This window comes from Mesorhizobium sp. M1423 (assembly GCF_040317575.1).
In the GTDB taxonomy this organism is placed as follows: Bacteria; Pseudomonadota; Alphaproteobacteria; order Rhizobiales; family Rhizobiaceae; genus Mesorhizobium.
Genome location: NZ_JAMYKU010000026.1, coordinates 1 through 17,638, shown reverse-complemented (window position 1 = coordinate 17,638; position 17,638 = coordinate 1). Strand labels below are relative to the sequence as shown.

13 protein-coding genes are annotated in these 17,638 nt (G+C 62.5%); 1 reads left to right on the top strand and 12 read right to left on the bottom strand.

The annotated features are described in order from the left end of the window. Positions 1–38: 38 nt before the first annotated feature. The 3 genes from NKG95_RS26550 to NKG95_RS26540 all read right to left on the bottom strand — a co-directional run bounded on the left by NKG95_RS26550 (position 39) and on the right by NKG95_RS26540 (position 5,485). Entirely contained in the window at positions 39–1,346 is a 1,308-nt protein-coding gene (locus NKG95_RS26550) for an ABC transporter substrate-binding protein (protein ID WP_353042955.1), read from the bottom strand. Between the two features lie 111 nt (positions 1,347–1,457). Further along, on the bottom strand, positions 1,458–2,642 hold the full coding sequence (locus NKG95_RS26545; protein WP_353042954.1) for an ROK family transcriptional regulator: 1,185 nt from the start codon (positions 2,640–2,642) through the stop codon (positions 1,458–1,460). Between the two features lie 773 nt (positions 2,643–3,415). After that, positions 3,416–5,485, bottom strand: coding sequence for an oxidoreductase (locus tag NKG95_RS26540; protein WP_353042953.1), 2,070 nt, complete (start codon positions 5,483–5,485; stop codon positions 3,416–3,418). Between the two features lie 279 nt (positions 5,486–5,764). On the opposite strand from NKG95_RS26540, the gene argE reads away from it, so the two are divergent. Further along, on the top strand, positions 5,765–6,931 hold the full coding sequence (gene argE / locus NKG95_RS26535) for an acetylornithine deacetylase (protein WP_353042952.1): 1,167 nt from the start codon (positions 5,765–5,767) through the stop codon (positions 6,929–6,931). A 75-nt stretch (positions 6,932–7,006) separates the two neighbouring features. On the opposite strand, the gene NKG95_RS26530 is transcribed toward argE, so the two are convergent. The 9 genes from NKG95_RS26530 to NKG95_RS26490 all read right to left on the bottom strand — a co-directional run bounded on the left by NKG95_RS26530 (position 7,007) and on the right by NKG95_RS26490 (position 17,449). Then, entirely contained in the window at positions 7,007–7,942 is a 936-nt protein-coding gene (locus NKG95_RS26530; protein WP_353042951.1) for a LysR family transcriptional regulator, read from the bottom strand. 50 nt (positions 7,943–7,992) lie between these two features. Continuing rightward, a complete protein-coding gene (locus NKG95_RS26525; RefSeq protein WP_353042950.1) occupies positions 7,993–9,483 on the bottom strand; it encodes an aldehyde dehydrogenase in 1,491 nt (496 codons plus the stop codon). Between the two features lie 26 nt (positions 9,484–9,509). Next, entirely contained in the window at positions 9,510–10,184 is a 675-nt protein-coding gene (locus NKG95_RS26520) for a DUF1028 domain-containing protein (protein ID WP_353042949.1), read from the bottom strand. Positions 10,185–10,189: 5 nt separating this feature from the next. Then, positions 10,190–10,606, bottom strand: a complete 417-nt coding sequence (locus NKG95_RS26515) for a RidA family protein (RefSeq protein WP_353042948.1) — start codon at positions 10,604–10,606, stop codon at positions 10,190–10,192. Between the two features lie 72 nt (positions 10,607–10,678). Then, entirely contained in the window at positions 10,679–11,953 is a 1,275-nt protein-coding gene (locus NKG95_RS26510; RefSeq protein ID WP_353042947.1) for a flavin-containing monooxygenase, read from the bottom strand. Positions 11,954–12,182: 229 nt separating this feature from the next. Beyond that, the gene (locus tag NKG95_RS26505; protein ID WP_353042946.1) at positions 12,183–14,558 is read right to left on the bottom strand and encodes a beta-glucosidase family protein; all 2,376 of its coding nucleotides are present in this window, start codon (positions 14,556–14,558) and stop codon (positions 12,183–12,185) included. Positions 14,559–14,619: 61 nt separating this feature from the next. Beyond that, a complete protein-coding gene (locus NKG95_RS26500) occupies positions 14,620–15,690 on the bottom strand; it encodes an ABC transporter ATP-binding protein (RefSeq protein ID WP_353042945.1) in 1,071 nt (356 codons plus the stop codon). Between the two features lie 2 nt (positions 15,691–15,692). Further along, on the bottom strand, positions 15,693–16,577 hold the full coding sequence (locus NKG95_RS26495; RefSeq protein WP_353042944.1) for a carbohydrate ABC transporter permease: 885 nt from the start codon (positions 16,575–16,577) through the stop codon (positions 15,693–15,695). Further along, positions 16,574–17,449, bottom strand: a complete 876-nt coding sequence (locus tag NKG95_RS26490; protein WP_353042943.1) for a carbohydrate ABC transporter permease — start codon at positions 17,447–17,449, stop codon at positions 16,574–16,576. The genes NKG95_RS26495 and NKG95_RS26490 overlap by 4 nt, the downstream gene beginning before the upstream one ends. Positions 17,450–17,638 lie beyond the last annotated feature (189 nt).

The window sequence follows — 17,638 nt, the reverse complement described above, 5'->3', positions numbered from 1 at the left end:
GCGCCGATCAAGCGCGCCCGGCCGTTGCCCGGGAGAAGTCAGGCTACGGTGAAGCCTTGTTCCTTCGCGTAGGTGACCACGGCGTGCTGGATGCGGTCGAACGCATCCGACAGCGGGCCCTTGCCGCCGATCGAGGCGCCGAATTCATCGGACATCGACTGGTACAAGAAGCTCTGGAACGGGCTCCACTCAAATGGCGTCACAGCATTCGCCGATTTGGCGAACACTTCGTTCACCGCCTGGCCGCCGTAGAAATCCATCTTGTTGCCCGCCCATTCCGGGCTCGACAGCAGCGCGGAGGTACAGGGGAAGAAGAATTGCTTAGTGGTGTAGAGCATTGTGGCTTCGGGATTCGTGGTCAGCCAAATCGCGACTTCGGCGGCCTCGGGCAGATGCTGGGTCGCTTTCATCACGGCCAGCGATGAGCCACCCCAATTGCCGGTCGCGAACTTGCTCGTGTCCCACTGCGGCAGATCGGCGGCACGCCACTGGCCCGCGCTGGTCTTGGCGAACGAGGTCAGGAACACTGGACCCCAGCCCGCAGTGAGCCAGGTGGCATAGCGGCCCGAGTCGAGGCCGGTGTACCACTCATTGTTGAACCCCGGCTTGGTCTCGATGACACCCGCGGTAATAAGGTCCTGCCAATAGGCGGCGAAGTCCTTGGAAATCTTGTCGTTGATGTTAATCACGAGCTTGTCGCCATCGCGGCTGACCGGCTTCCAGCCCATCGGCCACAGCAGAGCAGTGACCCAGTCGCCTGAGCTGAACAGCGCGTCGGTGATGAACACATTCGGATCGGCCGCATGGATCTTCTTGGCCGCATCGGCAAACTCGGCCCAGGTGGTGGGCGGCGTGATCCCCTGCTTGTCGAAGATGTCCTTGCGATAGAGCATCGCCATCGGACCGGTATCCTGCGGCATGGCGTTGACCACATCGCCCTTGGCGACCTGCTTCCACGTGGCTTCGGGGAACTCGCCCTTATGGGCATTGGCGTACTGGCCGATGTCGGCGAAGGCGTCGACCTGGCGGAAGCTCTCGAGGTGCTGGTATTCGATTTGGACGACGTCGGGCAGGCCGCTGCCCGCCTGCAGGCCCGCACGGACCGCCTGATACTCCGGGTCGCCCTGGCCGGGATTCACGAGTTCGATCTGGATGCCCGGATGCGCGGCGTTGAACATGTCTACCTGAAGCTGGAGATTCGGCACCCACGACCACACAAGCACCTTGACGGGCTCGGCACCGCGAACTGCCGCAGGCAGACCCGCTACCGCAACGCTCGCACCCGCAACTTTCAAGAAGTCACGACGCTGCATCATCCGCCCAAGCGGATTGAAAATCTTCGTCATTGAAGTCCTCCCACGAAAGATACGCTCCCACACGATGCAGGGCGCAGTTTTTCTTTCAGTTAGAAACTTAATGCCGACATACAGTCGCTGTCAATTGCGATCGATTGATCTTTAGTCGGCCATCACGAGGCTGTCGGCAGGGTTGAGGGTCGTCGCATCGAGCACCAGACGCACCGCGCCCAGGACGATATCGCGGTGGCCCAGCGCGCCGATCACGAGGCGCGGCGGGTCATACACATTGCCCTTGAGGCGGTGCCGCAGCACATCGAGCACCAGATCACCGCCGCCGACGACCCGACCCGCCAGTACGATGATTTCCGGGTTCATGAAGGCAGCAACACTGCCCACCGCCATCGTCGCATAGTCGAGCAACTCGGTGACAACCGGCGCGATTTTGTCCGCCTGCCGGTCGGTGACGGCAGCCAGGGTGAGCTTCCCCGCCGCATACTGCGTGTTGGCCTCTTCGAGCATCTTCGTCGCCTGTTCGGGGATGCCGAAAAAGCGCAGCGATTGCTTGTCGCCCAGATGTTTGAACGGCCTCCCGGTGAGGAGGGGGTCATCGAGATACCAGCCGAGCTCGCCCGCCGCATGCGAGTGCCCGCCATAGAGCTTGCCGTCGATCACGACCCCCGCGCCGGCACCGGGCCCGATCGAGAGGCTCACGACGCTGTCGGCGCCACGCCCGGCCCCGAATCCCCATTCGCCCACGGCGGCGAGGTTGCGCCCGTTCTCGACGACGATGGGCATCTGAAAATGTTCGCTGAGCCGCGCCCGCAACGGCATGTCGCGCCAGCCGAGCCCGAGCGTCAGCACCACTTCGCCCTCCGGCTGCCTGACGATCGAGGGCAGGCCAATGCCGATGCCGCGAATGGTCTGGCCACGCGGGCGGGGGGCCGCCATCAGTTGGCGGATCAGGCCGACCAGCTTCTCGAAATTGCGCTCGCCATCATCGTCGGCGGTCTCGTGCATTTCGGTCTGCACGACGCCCTGAAGATTGGCCACGGCGCCATAGAACTCGCCCTTGCCGGCCTCGATGCCGATGATCGCATGCGCCGCGCCGCGGAACTTGATGCGTGCCCGGGGACGGCCCCGGACATTGGCCTCGTCAAACCCGTCATACGCCACCAGATCCTCGGCAATCAGATCCTCGATCACCCGCATCACCGTCGGGATGCTGATGTTCAGTCGCTCGGCGAGGCTCGAAGGTGATGCCACTCCTTCGGTGCGGATCAAATCCACCACGGCCGAACGATTGAGTCGGCGTAACAGGCTCGACGTCGTGGGCTGGCGCTTCATTCATGGACCAGTTGCAAAAGGCCGGCGGACCGGCAACGAGCGTCGGCATAGACCAGAACCGTGCCAGAGTCCGCCTTTTTCTGATGACGCCGAACGTCAGTTGTCGCTCCGCAGTGAAAGCTACCGCGGTAGCCCGTTCGATGATTACGGCGATCCGTGGCGGGCGCCCAAGCCCTCCGGAGTCACTGCGCTTACTCGTGCAAATAACTGACTCCGGTTGCTTCAATCGGTTACGAGCTCGTCCGCCTTTGGCGCGGAACCAACATCAATGACCGCTTTTGGCGCAAAGATGCCTCACGCAGAAAGCAATGTGGTGTCTGCTTTCGGGCAGAGGCAACGGCTGACTCTAGGACCGACATGAGGCGCAAAGCTGCCGTCGCGTCGTGGAAAACCTAGCGTTTCCAAATGAAGGGAACACGGTAACACTTTAGCGATTCGAACCCTCGGACAACCTAATATCGCCTCAGGCGGCTCTGAGATCGCGAGGAAAATCGCTGGGGGGTTGGTTTTTGGTCGGAAAGAGGGGTTCGAGTCTACATGTGGGCCATCTCAAGATAATGTAGCAAAATCAATTACTTATATGGGTATTTGGTGGGCCCGGAGGACGTGGTAAGGACGTTGATTCTATTGCGTTTTTCGTGGGCCAAAATTAGAAAGTTTCCCGTATCGTTCCGTATTGTCTTGCGATTGATCCCGACACCAGATTTCGACACGCTAGCGCGAAACACTATCGGCTTGTGGCGACGTCATTCCTATCAAGCCATGCCATCGGCCTACCCCGCCGCCAAAGCCGTCACTTCTCGCCGGAACGGCAGCGCGTCGCCGATATCGAGTTCGTCCAGCTCACGAGCGAAACGATGGCCGGCGTAGGTCGCCCAGGCAATCGGACCTGGCGCCTCGGCGTCTCCGATGACCTTGATCGAGCGAATGCCATTGTCGGCCCATTCGTCGCGCCGCGCTTTCAGGTCGCGCCAGACCTGGTCGTCCTGTTGGCGCGACGTCACCAGCACCACGGCGTCCGCGGCGATGTCGTGTCGGGTGCCGGTGTAGGCGCAGGCAGTGGCAACACCTCCCGACACGATGTGAGTCACGATCCGGTTCAGCACGATCTCGACGCCGAGCTCGGCCAGCCGGCGATGGATGGCGCCTTGCTCCAGCGTGTTGCGGGTCCAGTCGGACACATAGGCGGACGGCGTCACCAGCGTCACCTTCGCGCCCCGGCGCGCCATAAGCTCGGCCAGAACGCCACCCATGTAGTAGTGGTCGTCGTCGAACAACACGACGTTGCCGGTCGGTACATTTCCGCTCATCAGGTCGTCCGGGGTATAGAGCGGCATGGCCAGATCCATCGGCATCGGCACGACATGCGCACGCGCCACGCCGTCACGGCGCCATGTCGAGCCGGTGGCAATGGCGATGTTCTGAAACCGGAAGGCCAGGATATCCTCGGCGGACAATCGGCTCTCGAAATAGACGTCGACATTGGACATCTGGCTGAGCTGATATTGGCGATAGTCGCGCACGCGACCCCAGGCGGAGAGACCAGGCAAGCGGCACTCGCGCGCCACGCGGCCGCCGAGCTCGGTGCCGGCCTCGGCGATCGCCACCTGGTAGCCGCGCAGGCCGAGTGCGCGGGCGGCCTCAAGCCCGGCGGGACCGGCGCCGACGATCAGCACGCTCTCACTGTCGCCCTTGGCCTGCATCCGCTCCGGATGCCAACCCTTGCGCCACTCCTCCATGAAGGTCGGGTTCTGCGTGCAGCGCGAGATCGACATGGTCATGTCGCCGGTGATGCAGATGTTGCAGCCGATGCATTCGCGAATGTCCTCGATCCGCCCCTCTTCCACCTTCTTCGGCAGGAAGGGATCGGCAATCGACGGGCGCGCGCAGCCGATGAAATCAAGCGTACCGGACCTGATCATCTTCACCATCACGTCCGGCGACGTAAAGCGCCCGACGCCGACGACCGGCTTCGAGGTCAGCTTTTTGATGCCGGACACGAGGCTCTCCTGCGCGGCCTCCTCCTTGAACCGCGACGGCCCGGAGCAGTCCTCCCAGGCGCCATGCGCCAGATCCCAGAGGTCGGGCAGGTCGGCATGCATCTCGATCATGTCGCGCACTTCGGAATTGGCGAAGCCCAGCTCGCCGATCATCTCGTCCAGCGACAGCCGCAGCGTCAGGCCGCAAGTGTCGCCGATGGCGTCCCTGCCCTCCTCAATCAGCTCCCGCATCAGCCGCGAGCGGTTTTCCAGCGAGCCGCCATATTCGTCGCTGCGCTGGTTGGTGGCGGTCGACAGGAAGTGCTGGATGATGCCGAAGCCATGCGCGCCGTAGAGACAGACCAGGTCGAAACCCGCCAGCTTGGCGCGTTTGAAGGCATTGCGATGCCAGCGGCGCAGGTCGCGTATATCCTGCTTGTCCATGGCGCGTGCCTGAACCGGGTCATTGGTGAAGGTGCGGATGGGCAAGGCCGACGGTCCGCGCGGCACTTCCTTGGTGTAGAGGTTCGGGCCGTTGATACCGGAATAGGCTAGTTGGATGCCGGCCAGCGCGCCATGCTGTTGCATGGCCTTGGCCATCCTGGCGAGCGCCGGGATATCGGCGTCGTCCCACAGCCTGAGCTCGATGAAGGGCGTGATCTCCGAGGTGTGGTGCATCTCGGTTTGCTCGGTGAAGATGACACCCCAGCCGCCTTCCGACTTGATGCGCCGCATCTCGGCCGCGGCGGACGGATCGCGATAGCCGCCGCCATTGCAGTGCGGCACCTGGTAGAAGCGGTTCTTGGCGGTCACCGGACCGATCTTCACGGGCTCGAACAGAATGTCGTAGCGTGGATCACGCATGGTGCTTCCTTCCTGCCAGCGTCGCATCGCGGCATGCGCGGTGATGGTTTCAAACCTTGACGCAAGCCGGTCTGCCCGGTGGGTAGATGCCGTGAACCTACTCATAAGTTGCGGCGCGTGCCGGAAAACTACAGATTTCTTCTGTGCCGATTAGGACGCGCCTAATCAGCCCCGCCGCCTGGATTAGCATCCGGTGAATCCCGGCTGAGCCAAATGCGACTTCAGCGCCGCGGCCACGCGATGCTAGATAGCGCGCACGGCCAATGAGACATACAACGCATGGACAGCATCCGAATCCTTGAAAAGCTGATCGCATTCCCGACGGTGAGCCGCGTTTCGAACCTCGACCTCATCGGCTACGTGACGGAGTTGCTGGCGGCACAGGGCATTGCATGCCAGATCATCCGCAGCGCGGACGGCCATAAGGCGAACCTTTTCGCCACCATCGGGCCGGCCGACACTCCCGGCGTCATGCTGTCCGGCCATACCGATGTCGTCCCCATCGACGGCCAGGACTGGACGCTGCCGCCTTTCGAGATGAGCGCGCGCGACGGCAAGCTTTACGGCCGCGGCGCGGCCGACATGAAGGGTTTCGTGGCCTGTGCGCTTGCCGCGTGCCTCAAGGCCTCGAAAATGAGCCTGCAAACGCCCTTGCATCTGGCGCTTTCCTACGACGAAGAGGTCGGCTGCATCGGTGTGCACAGCCTGATCGACATGCTGCAGGCTGCGCCGCACCGGCCATTGTTGTGCATCGTCGGCGAGCCGACCAGCATGCAGGTTGCGACCGGCCACAAGGGCAAGCTTGCGGTGCGCGCCATCTGCAGGGGACGGGAAGGCCATTCGGCGCTGGCCCCCTTGGCACTCAATGCCATTCATTTGGGCTGTGACTTCGTCTCCGCACTGCGCCAAGAACAGGATCGGCTGGCGCGCGATGGCGTACGCGACGGCGACTACGACATTCCCTACACGACCGTCCACGTTGGCAAGATGAATGCCGGCGTGGCGCTCAACATCGTGCCGAACCTCTGCCAGCTCGACTTCGAGATCCGCAATGTCGCGGCCGACAATCCCGACCAAATCCTCGATGGGTTGCGCGCGGCGGCAGCGCGCATTGCCGCTGCGGCTTCAACGATCGCACCTGAGGCGGCAATCGACATCGATATCACCAACACCTATCCAGGGCTGGACACGCCAGCGAACTCGCAGGCCGTAGCCTTCGTCAAATCGTTGACCGGCGCCAACGATACCATCAAGGTTGCCTTCGGCACCGAAGGCGGATTGTTCAGCCGCGACCTCGGCACGCCGACCATCGTGTGCGGACCGGGCTCGATGGCGCAAGGGCACAGACCGGACGAATTCGTCAGCGTCGAACAGATGCGCCGCTGCGACGACATGCTGGACAATCTGCTGCGGCGGCTTGCCGGTCACCGGCTTCAGACTGCCTGATAGGTCGTCGCGGGATCTCTTCATTTTGACGCAATTCCTGTGGGAAAACCGTCCCACACTTTTCCTGGAATTGCTCTATTCCACGACCCGCCCGCTGCCGAACACGCCCTGTTCGACGACGAAACGGCGGCAATGATCGATGAATGCCTGCACCGTCTGGGTGCGGTGCTCGGCGTTGGGCAATGCGACCCCCATGGTCAGAGGCCGCAAATCCCCCTCCAGAGGCACGAAGACCAGCGGCTTGCCGTCTGGCGCCAGCGTGTTGAGCGGCCGCATGTTGGCGATGCCATAGCCGAAGCCGTTCGCAACCATCGAACGCATTACCGCGATGTCGCCGGTGCGCTCGGCAATGTTCGGCCGGATCCCCCGCGAATGAAAGGCCGAGAGGAAATATTCGCGGCTATATGGCAGGTCGAGCAGCACCATCGGCTCGTCGGCCAGCTCTTCCGTCGTGATGGAAGCTTTGCCGGCGAAGCGGTGCCCCTGTGGCAGCATGACATAGGCCGGCACCAGCATCAGCGGTTCGAACGTCGTGTCCTGCGACAGTTCTAGATCGTAGGTCAGCGCCGCGTCGATTTCGCCCCGTTGCAACATTTCGAGCAGCTGACCCTGGTTGCGTTCGAACTGCCTGAACCGCACCTCGGGATAGGCGCGCTCGAACTTCATGCGCAGGGTCGGCATGACGATCTGCGCGAAGGTCAGCAGGCATCCGACCGCCAGCGGCCCACGCACCTTCTCGGCGATGTCGCCGGCAATATCGTGCAGGGCGTCGGCGTCGGTTAGCAGCCTGGCGGCCTCCTTGAGGAAAACGCGCCCGCCGGCCGTGAGCGACAGGCCATGCGAATGCTTGCGCACAAAAAGCTGGACGCCGAATTCGGCCTCGAGCTGCGCGATGGACGCCGAGATCGAAGGCGGCGAAACATTGACCTGCTCGGCCGCCTTGGTAATGGAGCCGGCTTCGCCGACGGCGACGAAATATTCCAGTTGTCTCAGCGTGAAGCGTAACGGCATGGGCGGCTATGTTGCCGGTTTGGGCGCTGCGATCAAGCGCCCGCACTGCCTCAGTACTTGATCCATGTCGTTTTCAGCGCGGTGTACTTGTCCAGAGAATGCAGCGACAGGTCGCGACCGAAGCCGGATTGCTTGATCCCGCCGAACGGGGTCATCGGGCTCAGCGCATCGACCGTATTGACGGAAACCGTGCCGGCGCGGAGCCGGCCGGCAACGCGGTGCGCGCGCGAGAGACTGTCGGTCCACAGTGATGCGGCCAGTCCGTACGGGCTGTCATTGGCAATGCGGATAGCCTCCTCTTCGTCGTCGAAGGCTATGACCGAAAGCACCGGTCCGAATATCTCGTCGCGGGCAATCGGGTCGTCATGGGCAACATTGTCGAAGATGGTGGGCTGTATGAAGCTGCCGCGACCATTGATCGTGACGCGATCGCCGCCGGCAACCAGGCGCGCGGTCCTCTTGCCGGCCTCGACGAACCGCATGACGTTGGCGGCGTGGCGGGCATCGACCATGGCCCCCATTTTCGAGGCCGGATCGAGCGGATCTCCGGGTTGCGTCGCCGCCGCACGCTGCACCAGTTTCTCTACTACGGCATCCTTGATGCCGCGTTGCACGAGCAGGCGTGAATTGGCGGAACAGACCTCGCCCTGGTTGAAGAAGATGCCGAAGGCCGCCATGTCGGCCGCCGCATCGAGATCCTTGCAGTCAGCAAAGACGAGGTTTGGGCTTTTGCCGCCGGTTTCCAGCCACACCTGCTTCATGTTCGACTGGCCGGAATACTGGAGGAACATCTTGCCCACCGAGGTCGATCCGGTGAAGGCAAGGCAATCCACATCCATGTGGCGGCCGAGCGCTTGGCCGGCCGTCTCGCCAAGGCCAGGCACGACATTGAGCACACCGGCGGGCAGGCCCGCCTCCATGGCAAGTTCCGCCAGCCGGAGCGCCGAGAAAGGCGACTGCTCCGCAGGCTTCAGCACTATCGAATTGCCCGCCGCCAGCGCGGGCGCGCATTTCCAGGTCGCCATGTCGAGCGGGAAATTCCACGGCACCACGGCGCCGATGACGCCGAGCGGCTCGCGCCGCACCAGCACCAGATCGCTCCCGCCGGTCGGCGCCACTTCGCCGTAGATCTTGTCGATGGCCTCGCCATACCACTGGAAGATCGCCGCAGAACCCGGGACATCGACAGTCGCCGCATCCGTGACAAGCTTGCCCATGTCGAGCGACTCGAGCAGGGCAAGCTCCTGCAGGTTTTCGCGCAGCAGCCGCGCCAGCCGCAGCAGCACCTCCTTGCGGTGCGCCGGGCTCGTGCGTGACCAGACACCGGCCTCGAAACCGCGGCGCGCCGCAGCAACGGCGAGATCGATATCTTCCTCGCCGCAGGACGCCACCTCGGCCAGCGTTTCGCCGGTGGCCGGATTAATGCTGGCGAAGGTTCGGCCCGAACGCGCCGCGACCGTCTTGCCGTCGATGAACGCCTTGTCGCGAAAACGGATCGCGGATGCCTTGCTGATCCAGTCCTTGTGACTGAGTTCGCTCATGCGGATGCCTTCCCCCTGTGTGCCGGCTACTCGTCGCCCGGCACGCCGTAGCTCGGCGCGTCGGACGGATTGATCGCGCGGGTCACATAGGCATCGAGCTGCGGCTTGTAGCGGTCCCACAAGGCTGCCAATTCCTCGATCGGGCAGCCGTCTGTCCAGTCGCAGCGCAGGTCCGCGACGGGCCATGCGACTTCGCGCACCAGCTTCATTCCAGCGGAGTGGACCGGGCCCGCCTCGCCACCCGCTTTCAGCGCGGCGCGCATGGTCGCGATCAGGCGGTTGCCGAGATGCCCTTCAGAGGCGAGGAAGGCCTCGACCATGGCTTGCGGCACGCCATCATGGGCCAGCATGTTGCCGCCGCAGGCGACATTGTCCGCACGCGCCTCCGCCCAGGTGCCAAGCGCCTTGGGTCCGGAATGGATAGCCGTGGTCCCGGCGGCATCGACAGCTAGCACCTGACGGTAGTCGCTGTAGGCGCCGGTGCGCTTCAGGATAGCGACCGCCTCGGCAGCCGAGGCACCGCGCGCCAGCAGTTCGAGCCCCCTCGTGCCGAGCGTCGGATCGGTGACGTTCTGGCTGGCAATGGCGCCGACGCCTGCCTGCGCATAGGCACAACGCGCGGCCACCGCAGGCGACGAGGATGAGACCGCGACCCCGAACATGCCGGTGCGGCTGCAGCGCGCGACAATGGAAAATGTCATGACTTTCAATCCGGGATTACGGCTGTGCCGTCGATCTCGACCAGCCAGTCCGGCCGCGCCAGGGCGTGCACGACGAGGCCGGTCGAAACGGGATGCACGCCTTTGATGTACTCGCCCATGGTGCGGTAGACCGCCTCGCGATGGCGCACGTCGGTGATGTAGACGACCACCTTGACCAGATGCTCCATGGTGCCGCCGCACTCCTCGATGAGCTGCTTGATGTTCTGCATCACCTTGTGCGTCTGCTCGGCCGGATCGTGGCTGTCGATATTCTTGGCCGTGTCGAGATCCTGAGGACACTGGCCACGCAGATAGACCGTCCGGCCTCCCCGCGTGACGACCGCCTGACACAGATCATTGTCGAGCTTCTGTTCGGGATAGGTGTCCTTCGTGTTGAACTTGCGGATTCTTGTATGCGCCATCCTGGTCTCCATCAGATCGGGCTCGTGGTCGAAACATCGTCGCGCATGGCGCCAGGCTGCCGCCAGCCTGCGCTATGCCGCCTGAGTCTGGCGTTTCGCGGACACATGATAGGTCAGGTATTTGCGCTGCGTGGAAATATGGTCCGCCAGATGCTTGGCATCGTGCCAGACGCCCCAGATGAAGCTGGAGCCTCGCCTTGACTGCCACGGCAGGCCCAGGAAATAGATCCCGGGCTCGCTCGAAACACCGCGCTGGTGCTTCGGCTTGCCCTTTTCGCCGAACACATCGACCTTCAACCAGCTGTAATCGAAGCTGAACCCCGTCGCCCATATGATCGAAGTTACTCCAGCCTTGGCGAGGTTCAGGTCGAGAATTGGATCGGTCACGCATTGCGGGTCCGGCTCGATCTTGCGGGCATTGGGCTCTTCGGGGAGATCGAGGCCGTTGCGGGCGACATAGGCATCGGCCTCGTCGAGCAGCGACATGTAGTTGGCATCACCGCGGGCGATGTTCCGGCCGAGATCGGGTGCGAAATTCATGACGCCGTCCTTGTAGAGTTCCGTCCGGCCGACGAGCTTCATACCTTGCGCGGCAAGGCGCCGGAAGTCGATCGTCTGGCCGCCGCGCGCGCCGCTCACCGCGATCGTGACATGTTCGGTGTCAGGCGCCGGCGCCTGGGCGTCCCATTTGCCGAGAACCCCCAGCCACCAGCAGAAGTCGCGCTCGCGATAGGCGCGTGGCGGACGGTCATGCGGCCCGACCGAGAGGTAGACGGTCCTTCCGGCGCGCACGAGCTCGTCCGCGATCTGCACGCCCGACGATCCCGACCCGACCACCAGGACCGCGCCCTTGGGCAGCTGGTCGGGATTGCGATAGGCGCTGGAATGGATCTGCATGAGCCTTGCATCGCTAGGAACGATGCTCGGCATGACGGGGTGCTGGAAGGCCCCGGTAGCGGCGACCACGTTGGCGGCCTCGATGACGCCCTCCGAGGTTTCGACCCGGAAACCGGGGCGACCGACAAGCCTCTGCACTTTCTCAACATCCACACCGGTACGGATGGGCGCGGAGATCATGTCCGCGTAGGCGACGAAGTAGTCGGCAACGTCCTCCTTGGAGACAAAGGCATCGGGATCGGTATCGGGAAACTCCATGCCCGGAAAACGATCGTGCCAAGCAGGGCCGTTGGCAGCCAGGGAGTCCCATCTTTCCGAGCGCCAGCGTTCGGCGATGCGGTTCCGCTCAAGGACGAGATGCGGCACGTCGCTCTTGCTCAGATGTTCGCTCATAGCCACCCCCGCCTGGCCGGCACCAACAACGAGCGTGTTTATTTTTTCGACTGACATTTCAGCGCCCTTTTCAGCTCCCCCGAGAATTTCTGCGGATGCGAGGAGGTCAGATCGCTGGTGTACTGGAGGGACCGGATAGCGAAAATTACGATTTCACGTGGCAGTGGTTAGCTTGTCCCTAAATGCCGGGAGGGACATGCCGAACACGAACCGCGGCGTGCGGCTTCATCGCACCCGGCACAGGTGCGATGGCCATCACGCGCGGGAAGCTTCGACCGTCAGGAAATCAGGCGGCGCGACGCTCCTGCTCGTCCGATTCCTGATTGATCTCGGCAAGAAGGGCCTCGATGTCGGCTTTCGGGAAGGTGCGGCGGAAACGCCGGTCGAAGGTCGTGAAGATGCCGACGAATGAGTTCGTGCAGTGCTCCAGCATGCGATCGGCATCTTCCGCAGAAATGTCGAGCTGTTTCTGGAGAAAGCGGTTGAACTTGCGGCGAGCGGCCGGGTTTTCCAGAATGAAGATCGGTTGCGTATCCCGTTCGATGCGCCGGTGAATCGCGACGGCGGAGACAGTCTGCAATTCGGCGCTGAGGTGAATATCGCGTGACGACGACGCCACCTCAATGGTGACGGCGTCATTGTCGAGTACCCAGGCTTGAAGCGCGGTATCGTAGGCACAAAGGTCTTCCGCCGCGATTTCCACCGTCACCGTCCGGCTCTCACCTGGCTTCAACTCGACTTTGGCAAAGCCCTTCAGCTCGCGCACCGGACGCGTCAGCCTCGGCCGCCCGTAGCGCGCATAGACCTGGCAGATCTCCTTGCCGCCGACCTTTCCGGTGTTCGTGACGGCAAAGCTGACCGCAACCTTCTCGCCGGTCCGCAGGATGGTGCGGTCAAGCGCCAGATTCGAATAGGCGAACTCAGTGTAGCTCAGCCCGAAGCCGAACGGAAAAAGCGGCTCGATGCCACGCGCATCATACCAGCGGTAGCCCACGAAAATTCCTTCGCTGTAGACGTGCCGCCCGTTTTCGCCGGGATAGGTGAGATAGGTCGGCATGTCCTCCATGCGCTTCGGGAAGGTGGTCGTCAGCTTGCCCGACGGGTTGACACGGCCAAACAGGATGTCGGCGACGGCACCGCCCGTCGCCTGACCGGAGAAGAACATCTCGATGACCGCCGGCACCTCCCCGATCCAGGGCATGGCGACCGCATCGGGGCTCGATATGACGACGACAATGTTCGGATTGGCGCGGGCAAGCCGGTCCACCAGCGCGTCGTGGCCTGGCGCGAGGCCGAGCGATCGGCGATCGGACCCTTCGCCGTCATAACCATTTTCCGTGTTGGCGAAGACCAGCACGATATCGGCGCCGGCCACTCCCTGCTCGGCCTCTCTGACCAATGCCTCGCGCTCGGACGCGATCTCGCTCGTTCCCTGAAAGACATCGATCGTGATGTCGATGCCGGCAAGCCTGCGGATTTCGTCCACCGGCACGTCCTTGGATGTCGGCGTCGTCGTCGCGCAGCCTGAACCCTGGATGACGGGAGCCGCGGCCCCCTCTCCCACGATCGCGATCCGTTTGACCTTGGTTTGCGAAATCGGCAGCAGGCCGCCATCGTTCTTCAGCAGAACCATGGAGTCCGCAGCCAGGCGGCGGGCAAGCGCGTGGTGTTGCGCCCGGTCGAACGTCACCGTCCGGTTCTCTCCTTGCCTGGCCTTGCGGACCAGTTCGAGAACCCGCTCGCAGGCGCGATCGACGAGCGCCCGACCGACATCGCCCGCTTCGATCGCCGCCAGAAGATCGGCCTTGCGGGTTTCACTTTCCGGCATGTCCAGATCATTGCCGGCGCTCAGTGAAGCCGGCCTGTCCTTGACACCGTGCCAATCGGAAACCACCAACCCGTCATACCCCCATTCCTCGCGCAGCACCTTGGTCAGCAGCCAGGAATTTTCAGCGGCCTGAACGCCGTTGAGCCGGTTGTAGGAGCTCATGACCGTCCACGGCTCGCTCTGGCGGATCGCCCGCTCGAACCCTTTAAGGTAGATCTCGCGAAGCGCCCTTTCCTCCACGACGGAATCCATCGTGGTGCGCTCGACCTCCGAATTGTTGCAGGCGAAGTGTTTGAGGGAAGCGCCGACACCGTTTTCCTGCAGGCCGTTGATGACACCGGCGGCAAAATCGCCGGTCAGTATCGGATCCTCCGAGTAGTATTCATAGGAGCGTCCGCCGAGCGGCGTGCGGCGGATGTTGATCCCGGGTCCCAGCAGCAGATGCACGCCGAATTCCTGGCACTCACGGGCCAGCGCCTCGCCCAGCTGGTGCGCGAGATCGATGTCCCAGGAACAGGCCAGGCTGGTCCCGTTCGGAAAGCAGGTGGCTGGCTTCATTTGCCCCCATGCGGTCTGCACATGATCCGCGCGCTGGTTCACCACCGAAAGGAACGCCGCGAAATCCATGCCACCGGCCTGATCGTCGTCGATCTGCGGGAGGGAGTAGCGCACGCCATAAGTGCCATCGGTCATCACCATGTCTGGAATGCCCAGTCGGTCGATCGCCTGTGTCTTCCACATGCGATGGCCGGCCAGCAGCGAGACTTTCTCCTCGTCCGTCATCTGCGCGACCAGAGCGGTGAAATCGCCGGCCTTGAATTGTTCACTGATCATTTGACGTCTCCGGAAATCACTGTGGAACAAGGGCGGCAGGGCCGCGAACAAAGCGGCGTTGTCATAGCCGGCGCTCCGTCGCCGCCGAGAAGAACGATGCCTTGGACATGTTGAACCGAAAGCCAACGTCCTTTTGCATGGCCCGGGCCGCATCGACGGTCTGCTTCACGCTGAAGCGCTGGCCGAGGCAGTCGAACCAGCCGAGCGCGTCGGCGCCCAGAAGTTCGGTGAAGGCGAGCGTCGCTGGAATGCTGTCCGGTGTGCCGCGCGCGACGACATCAACGTCCTCGCAGCGGATTCCCAATATGACCTCCGCCGCCGTCGGCCCGTCCGCGAAATCGTAAGACGAAGCGTCAAGGCAGACATCATGCGTCTTGAACCGCCGCGTGCCTTCCAGATGTCCCTTGAGAAAATTCATCGCTGGCGATCCGATAAAACCCGCGACGAACAAGCTGGCCGGCTTTTCGTAGACCGTCTGCGGCTCCGCGAACTGTTCCACCTTGCCCTTGTGCATGACCGCCACGCGGTCAGCCATGGTCATGGCCTCGATCTGATCATGCGTCACGTAGATCATCGTCGACTTCAGCGTCTCGTGGAGTTGCTTGAGCTCCACCCGTGTTTCCGCGCGCAGCTTGGCATCGAGATTGGAAAGCGGTTCGTCGAACAGGCAGATGCTGGAGGAACGGACTAGGGCCCGCCCGATCGCCACACGCTGACGCTGGCCACCTGAAAGCTGGCTTGGCTTGCGGTCGAGCAGCACTTCGATCTGCAGCAGCCTGGCCGCCCATGCGACCTTTTCGGCGATCGTCGCCTTGGGCGTGCCGGCGATTTCCATGCCGAAGGACAGGTTGCGCCGCACCGTCATGGCCGGAAACAGCGCATAGGACTGGAACACCATCGCCAGGCCGCGCTGGCTCGGCTCCAGGTGACTTACGTCGACATCGTCGATGAGGATCTGGCCGGAATCGCAATCGTCCAGACCGGCGATGACGTTGAGCAAGGTGGATTTTCCGCAACCCGACGAGCCGAGAATGACCACAAACTCGCCCGGCGCGATCTCCATGTCGACGGAGTCCAGCACGGTAAGGCCGGCGAAGGATTTCCTGATCTGGCGGATGGATACGCTTGACATGTCTATCCCTTGACCGCGCCGGCGGCGATGCCGCGCACGAAATAACGACCTGAAAGAAAGTAGACCACCAGCGTCGGAATGGCGGTGATGACGGCGGCGGCCATGTTGACGTTGGGCGATACCGAACCGCGGGCATTGTTGACGATGTTCGTCAGCTGCACCGTCATCGGCAGATTGTCGTTGCCGGCAAAGATCAGGCCGAGCAGATAGTCGTTCCATATGCCGGTGAATTGCAGGATCGCCACGACGACGAGGATGTTGGTCGAAATCGGCAGGATGACCGACCGGAATGTCCTGAGGAAGCTGGCGCCCTCCATGCGGGCCGCCCGGCTGATCTCTTCGGGCACCCCGACATAGAAATTGCGGAACAAAAGCGTCGTATAGGGCAGGCCGTAGACCACATGCACCAGGACGATACCGGCATAAGTGCGGAACAGCCCCATGCTGCTCAGTATCTTGACCGTGGGGTAGAGCATGGCCTGGTAGGGGATGAACAAGCCTATGGTGACCAGCAGCATGATCAAATTGGCGCGACGCGACTTCCATTGCGCAAGGGCGTAGCCATTCAGCGCACCCACCAGGGTGGAGATGGCAACGCTCGGCACCGCGATCTTGATCGAATTCCACAGTCCGGGGCGAACCCCGCCACATTCGAGCCCGGTGCAGGCGCTTTTCCAGGCCGTGATCCAGGCATCGAAAGTCGGCCTGACCGGCAAGGCAAGGAGATTACCCTGCCGGATCTCCTCCAGCGGCTTGAGCGAATTGCTGATGATCAGCAGCAAGGGCAGCAGAAAGAACGCCGCCGACACGATCAAGAATGCATAGAGACCGAAGCGCGCCACGCGCTGCCCGAACACCGGTCTGTCGACATGAACGGCGTGGCTCATATCCGTTTCCTGAATTCGCTGTAGAAGTAGGGCGTCAGCATCACCAGCGAGATCAGCAGCATGACGATCGAGGCCGCCGAGGCCAGGCCCAGATTGACGCGGGCGAAGTAGAAATCGACGGCGAATTTCGCCGGCATTTCGGTGGCGATACCAGGCCCGCCCTTGGTCATGGCGATGACCAGATCGTAGCCGCGGATCACTTCCGACATGAGCAGCACGACGCAGGAGGCGATGACCGGCCGCATCCCGGGAAAGATCACTTGCAGATAGGCGCGCCAGAGCGGAACGCCTTCCATGCGGATCGCCTTCCAAAGGTCATTGTCGACGCCGCGCAAGCCGGCCAGGACGATGACCATGACCAGGCCTGTCGAATGCCAGATGCTGGCAATGACGAGCGTGTAGATGGCGCGGTCGGGATTGGTCAGCCAATCGAAAGTGAAGCTTTCCCACCCTGCGCTTCGCATGAGGCCCTGCAGACCGTTCACCGGGTCGAGCACCCATCGCCAGGACAGTCCGGTCACGATCAGCGACACGGCAAGCGGATAGAGAAAGATGGTCCGAAACAGCGATTCAGCCTGGATGCGGCGATCCGCGAAGATGGCGAGCACCATGCCGAAACAAAGGGTCCCGAGGATGAACAGGACACCGAAGATCACCATGTTCATGCACGACACGAGCCAGCGATAATTGGTGAACAGCTTGATGTACTGATCGAAGCCAATCAGTTCATAGCTCGGCATCAGCGTCGAGCGCGTCATCGACATATAGAAGGTCCAAAGGATCGACCCGTAAAAGAATATGGCGACAACACCGAAGAACACGGCAACCGTGACATCCGGCTTGAAACTCTTCCGATGCAGCCAGGTCCTCATTCTGCCTCCAGACCGCGCATCGATGGCAGGGTCGCGCTCATAAACCCATTCCTCTCAGGACCTTGCATTTCCCGACCGCAGCGGTGGGGGGGGGGGGGGCGGGGCAGGGAGCGCCGCCACAACGGCGAAAAAAAAGAAGACTAAATGAATAAATAAATAGAGCACGCTACAAGGTTAGTGTTCTGAGGT

Coding starts and splice junctions, on each gene's coding strand:
- NKG95_RS26550 (WP_353042955.1), bottom strand. CDS start 1,346: ATGACGAAGATTTTCAATCCGCTTGGGCGGATGATGCAGCGTCGTGAC.
- NKG95_RS26545 (WP_353042954.1), bottom strand. CDS start 2,642: ATGAAGCGCCAGCCCACGACGTCGAGCCTGTTACGCCGACTCAATCGT.
- NKG95_RS26540 (WP_353042953.1), bottom strand. CDS start 5,485: ATGCGTGATCCACGCTACGACATTCTGTTCGAGCCCGTGAAGATCGGT.
- argE (WP_353042952.1), top strand. CDS start 5,765: ATGGACAGCATCCGAATCCTTGAAAAGCTGATCGCATTCCCGACGGTG.
- NKG95_RS26530 (WP_353042951.1), bottom strand. CDS start 7,942: ATGCCGTTACGCTTCACGCTGAGACAACTGGAATATTTCGTCGCCGTC.
- NKG95_RS26525 (WP_353042950.1), bottom strand. CDS start 9,483: ATGAGCGAACTCAGTCACAAGGACTGGATCAGCAAGGCATCCGCGATC.
- NKG95_RS26520 (WP_353042949.1), bottom strand. CDS start 10,184: ATGACATTTTCCATTGTCGCGCGCTGCAGCCGCACCGGCATGTTCGGG.
- NKG95_RS26515 (WP_353042948.1), bottom strand. CDS start 10,606: ATGGCGCATACAAGAATCCGCAAGTTCAACACGAAGGACACCTATCCC.
- NKG95_RS26510 (WP_353042947.1), bottom strand. CDS start 11,953: ATGTCAGTCGAAAAAATAAACACGCTCGTTGTTGGTGCCGGCCAGGCG.
- NKG95_RS26505 (WP_353042946.1), bottom strand. CDS start 14,558: ATGATCAGTGAACAATTCAAGGCCGGCGATTTCACCGCTCTGGTCGCG.
- NKG95_RS26500 (WP_353042945.1), bottom strand. CDS start 15,690: ATGTCAAGCGTATCCATCCGCCAGATCAGGAAATCCTTCGCCGGCCTT.
- NKG95_RS26495 (WP_353042944.1), bottom strand. CDS start 16,577: ATGAGCCACGCCGTTCATGTCGACAGACCGGTGTTCGGGCAGCGCGTG.
- NKG95_RS26490 (WP_353042943.1), bottom strand. CDS start 17,449: ATGAGGACCTGGCTGCATCGGAAGAGTTTCAAGCCGGATGTCACGGTT.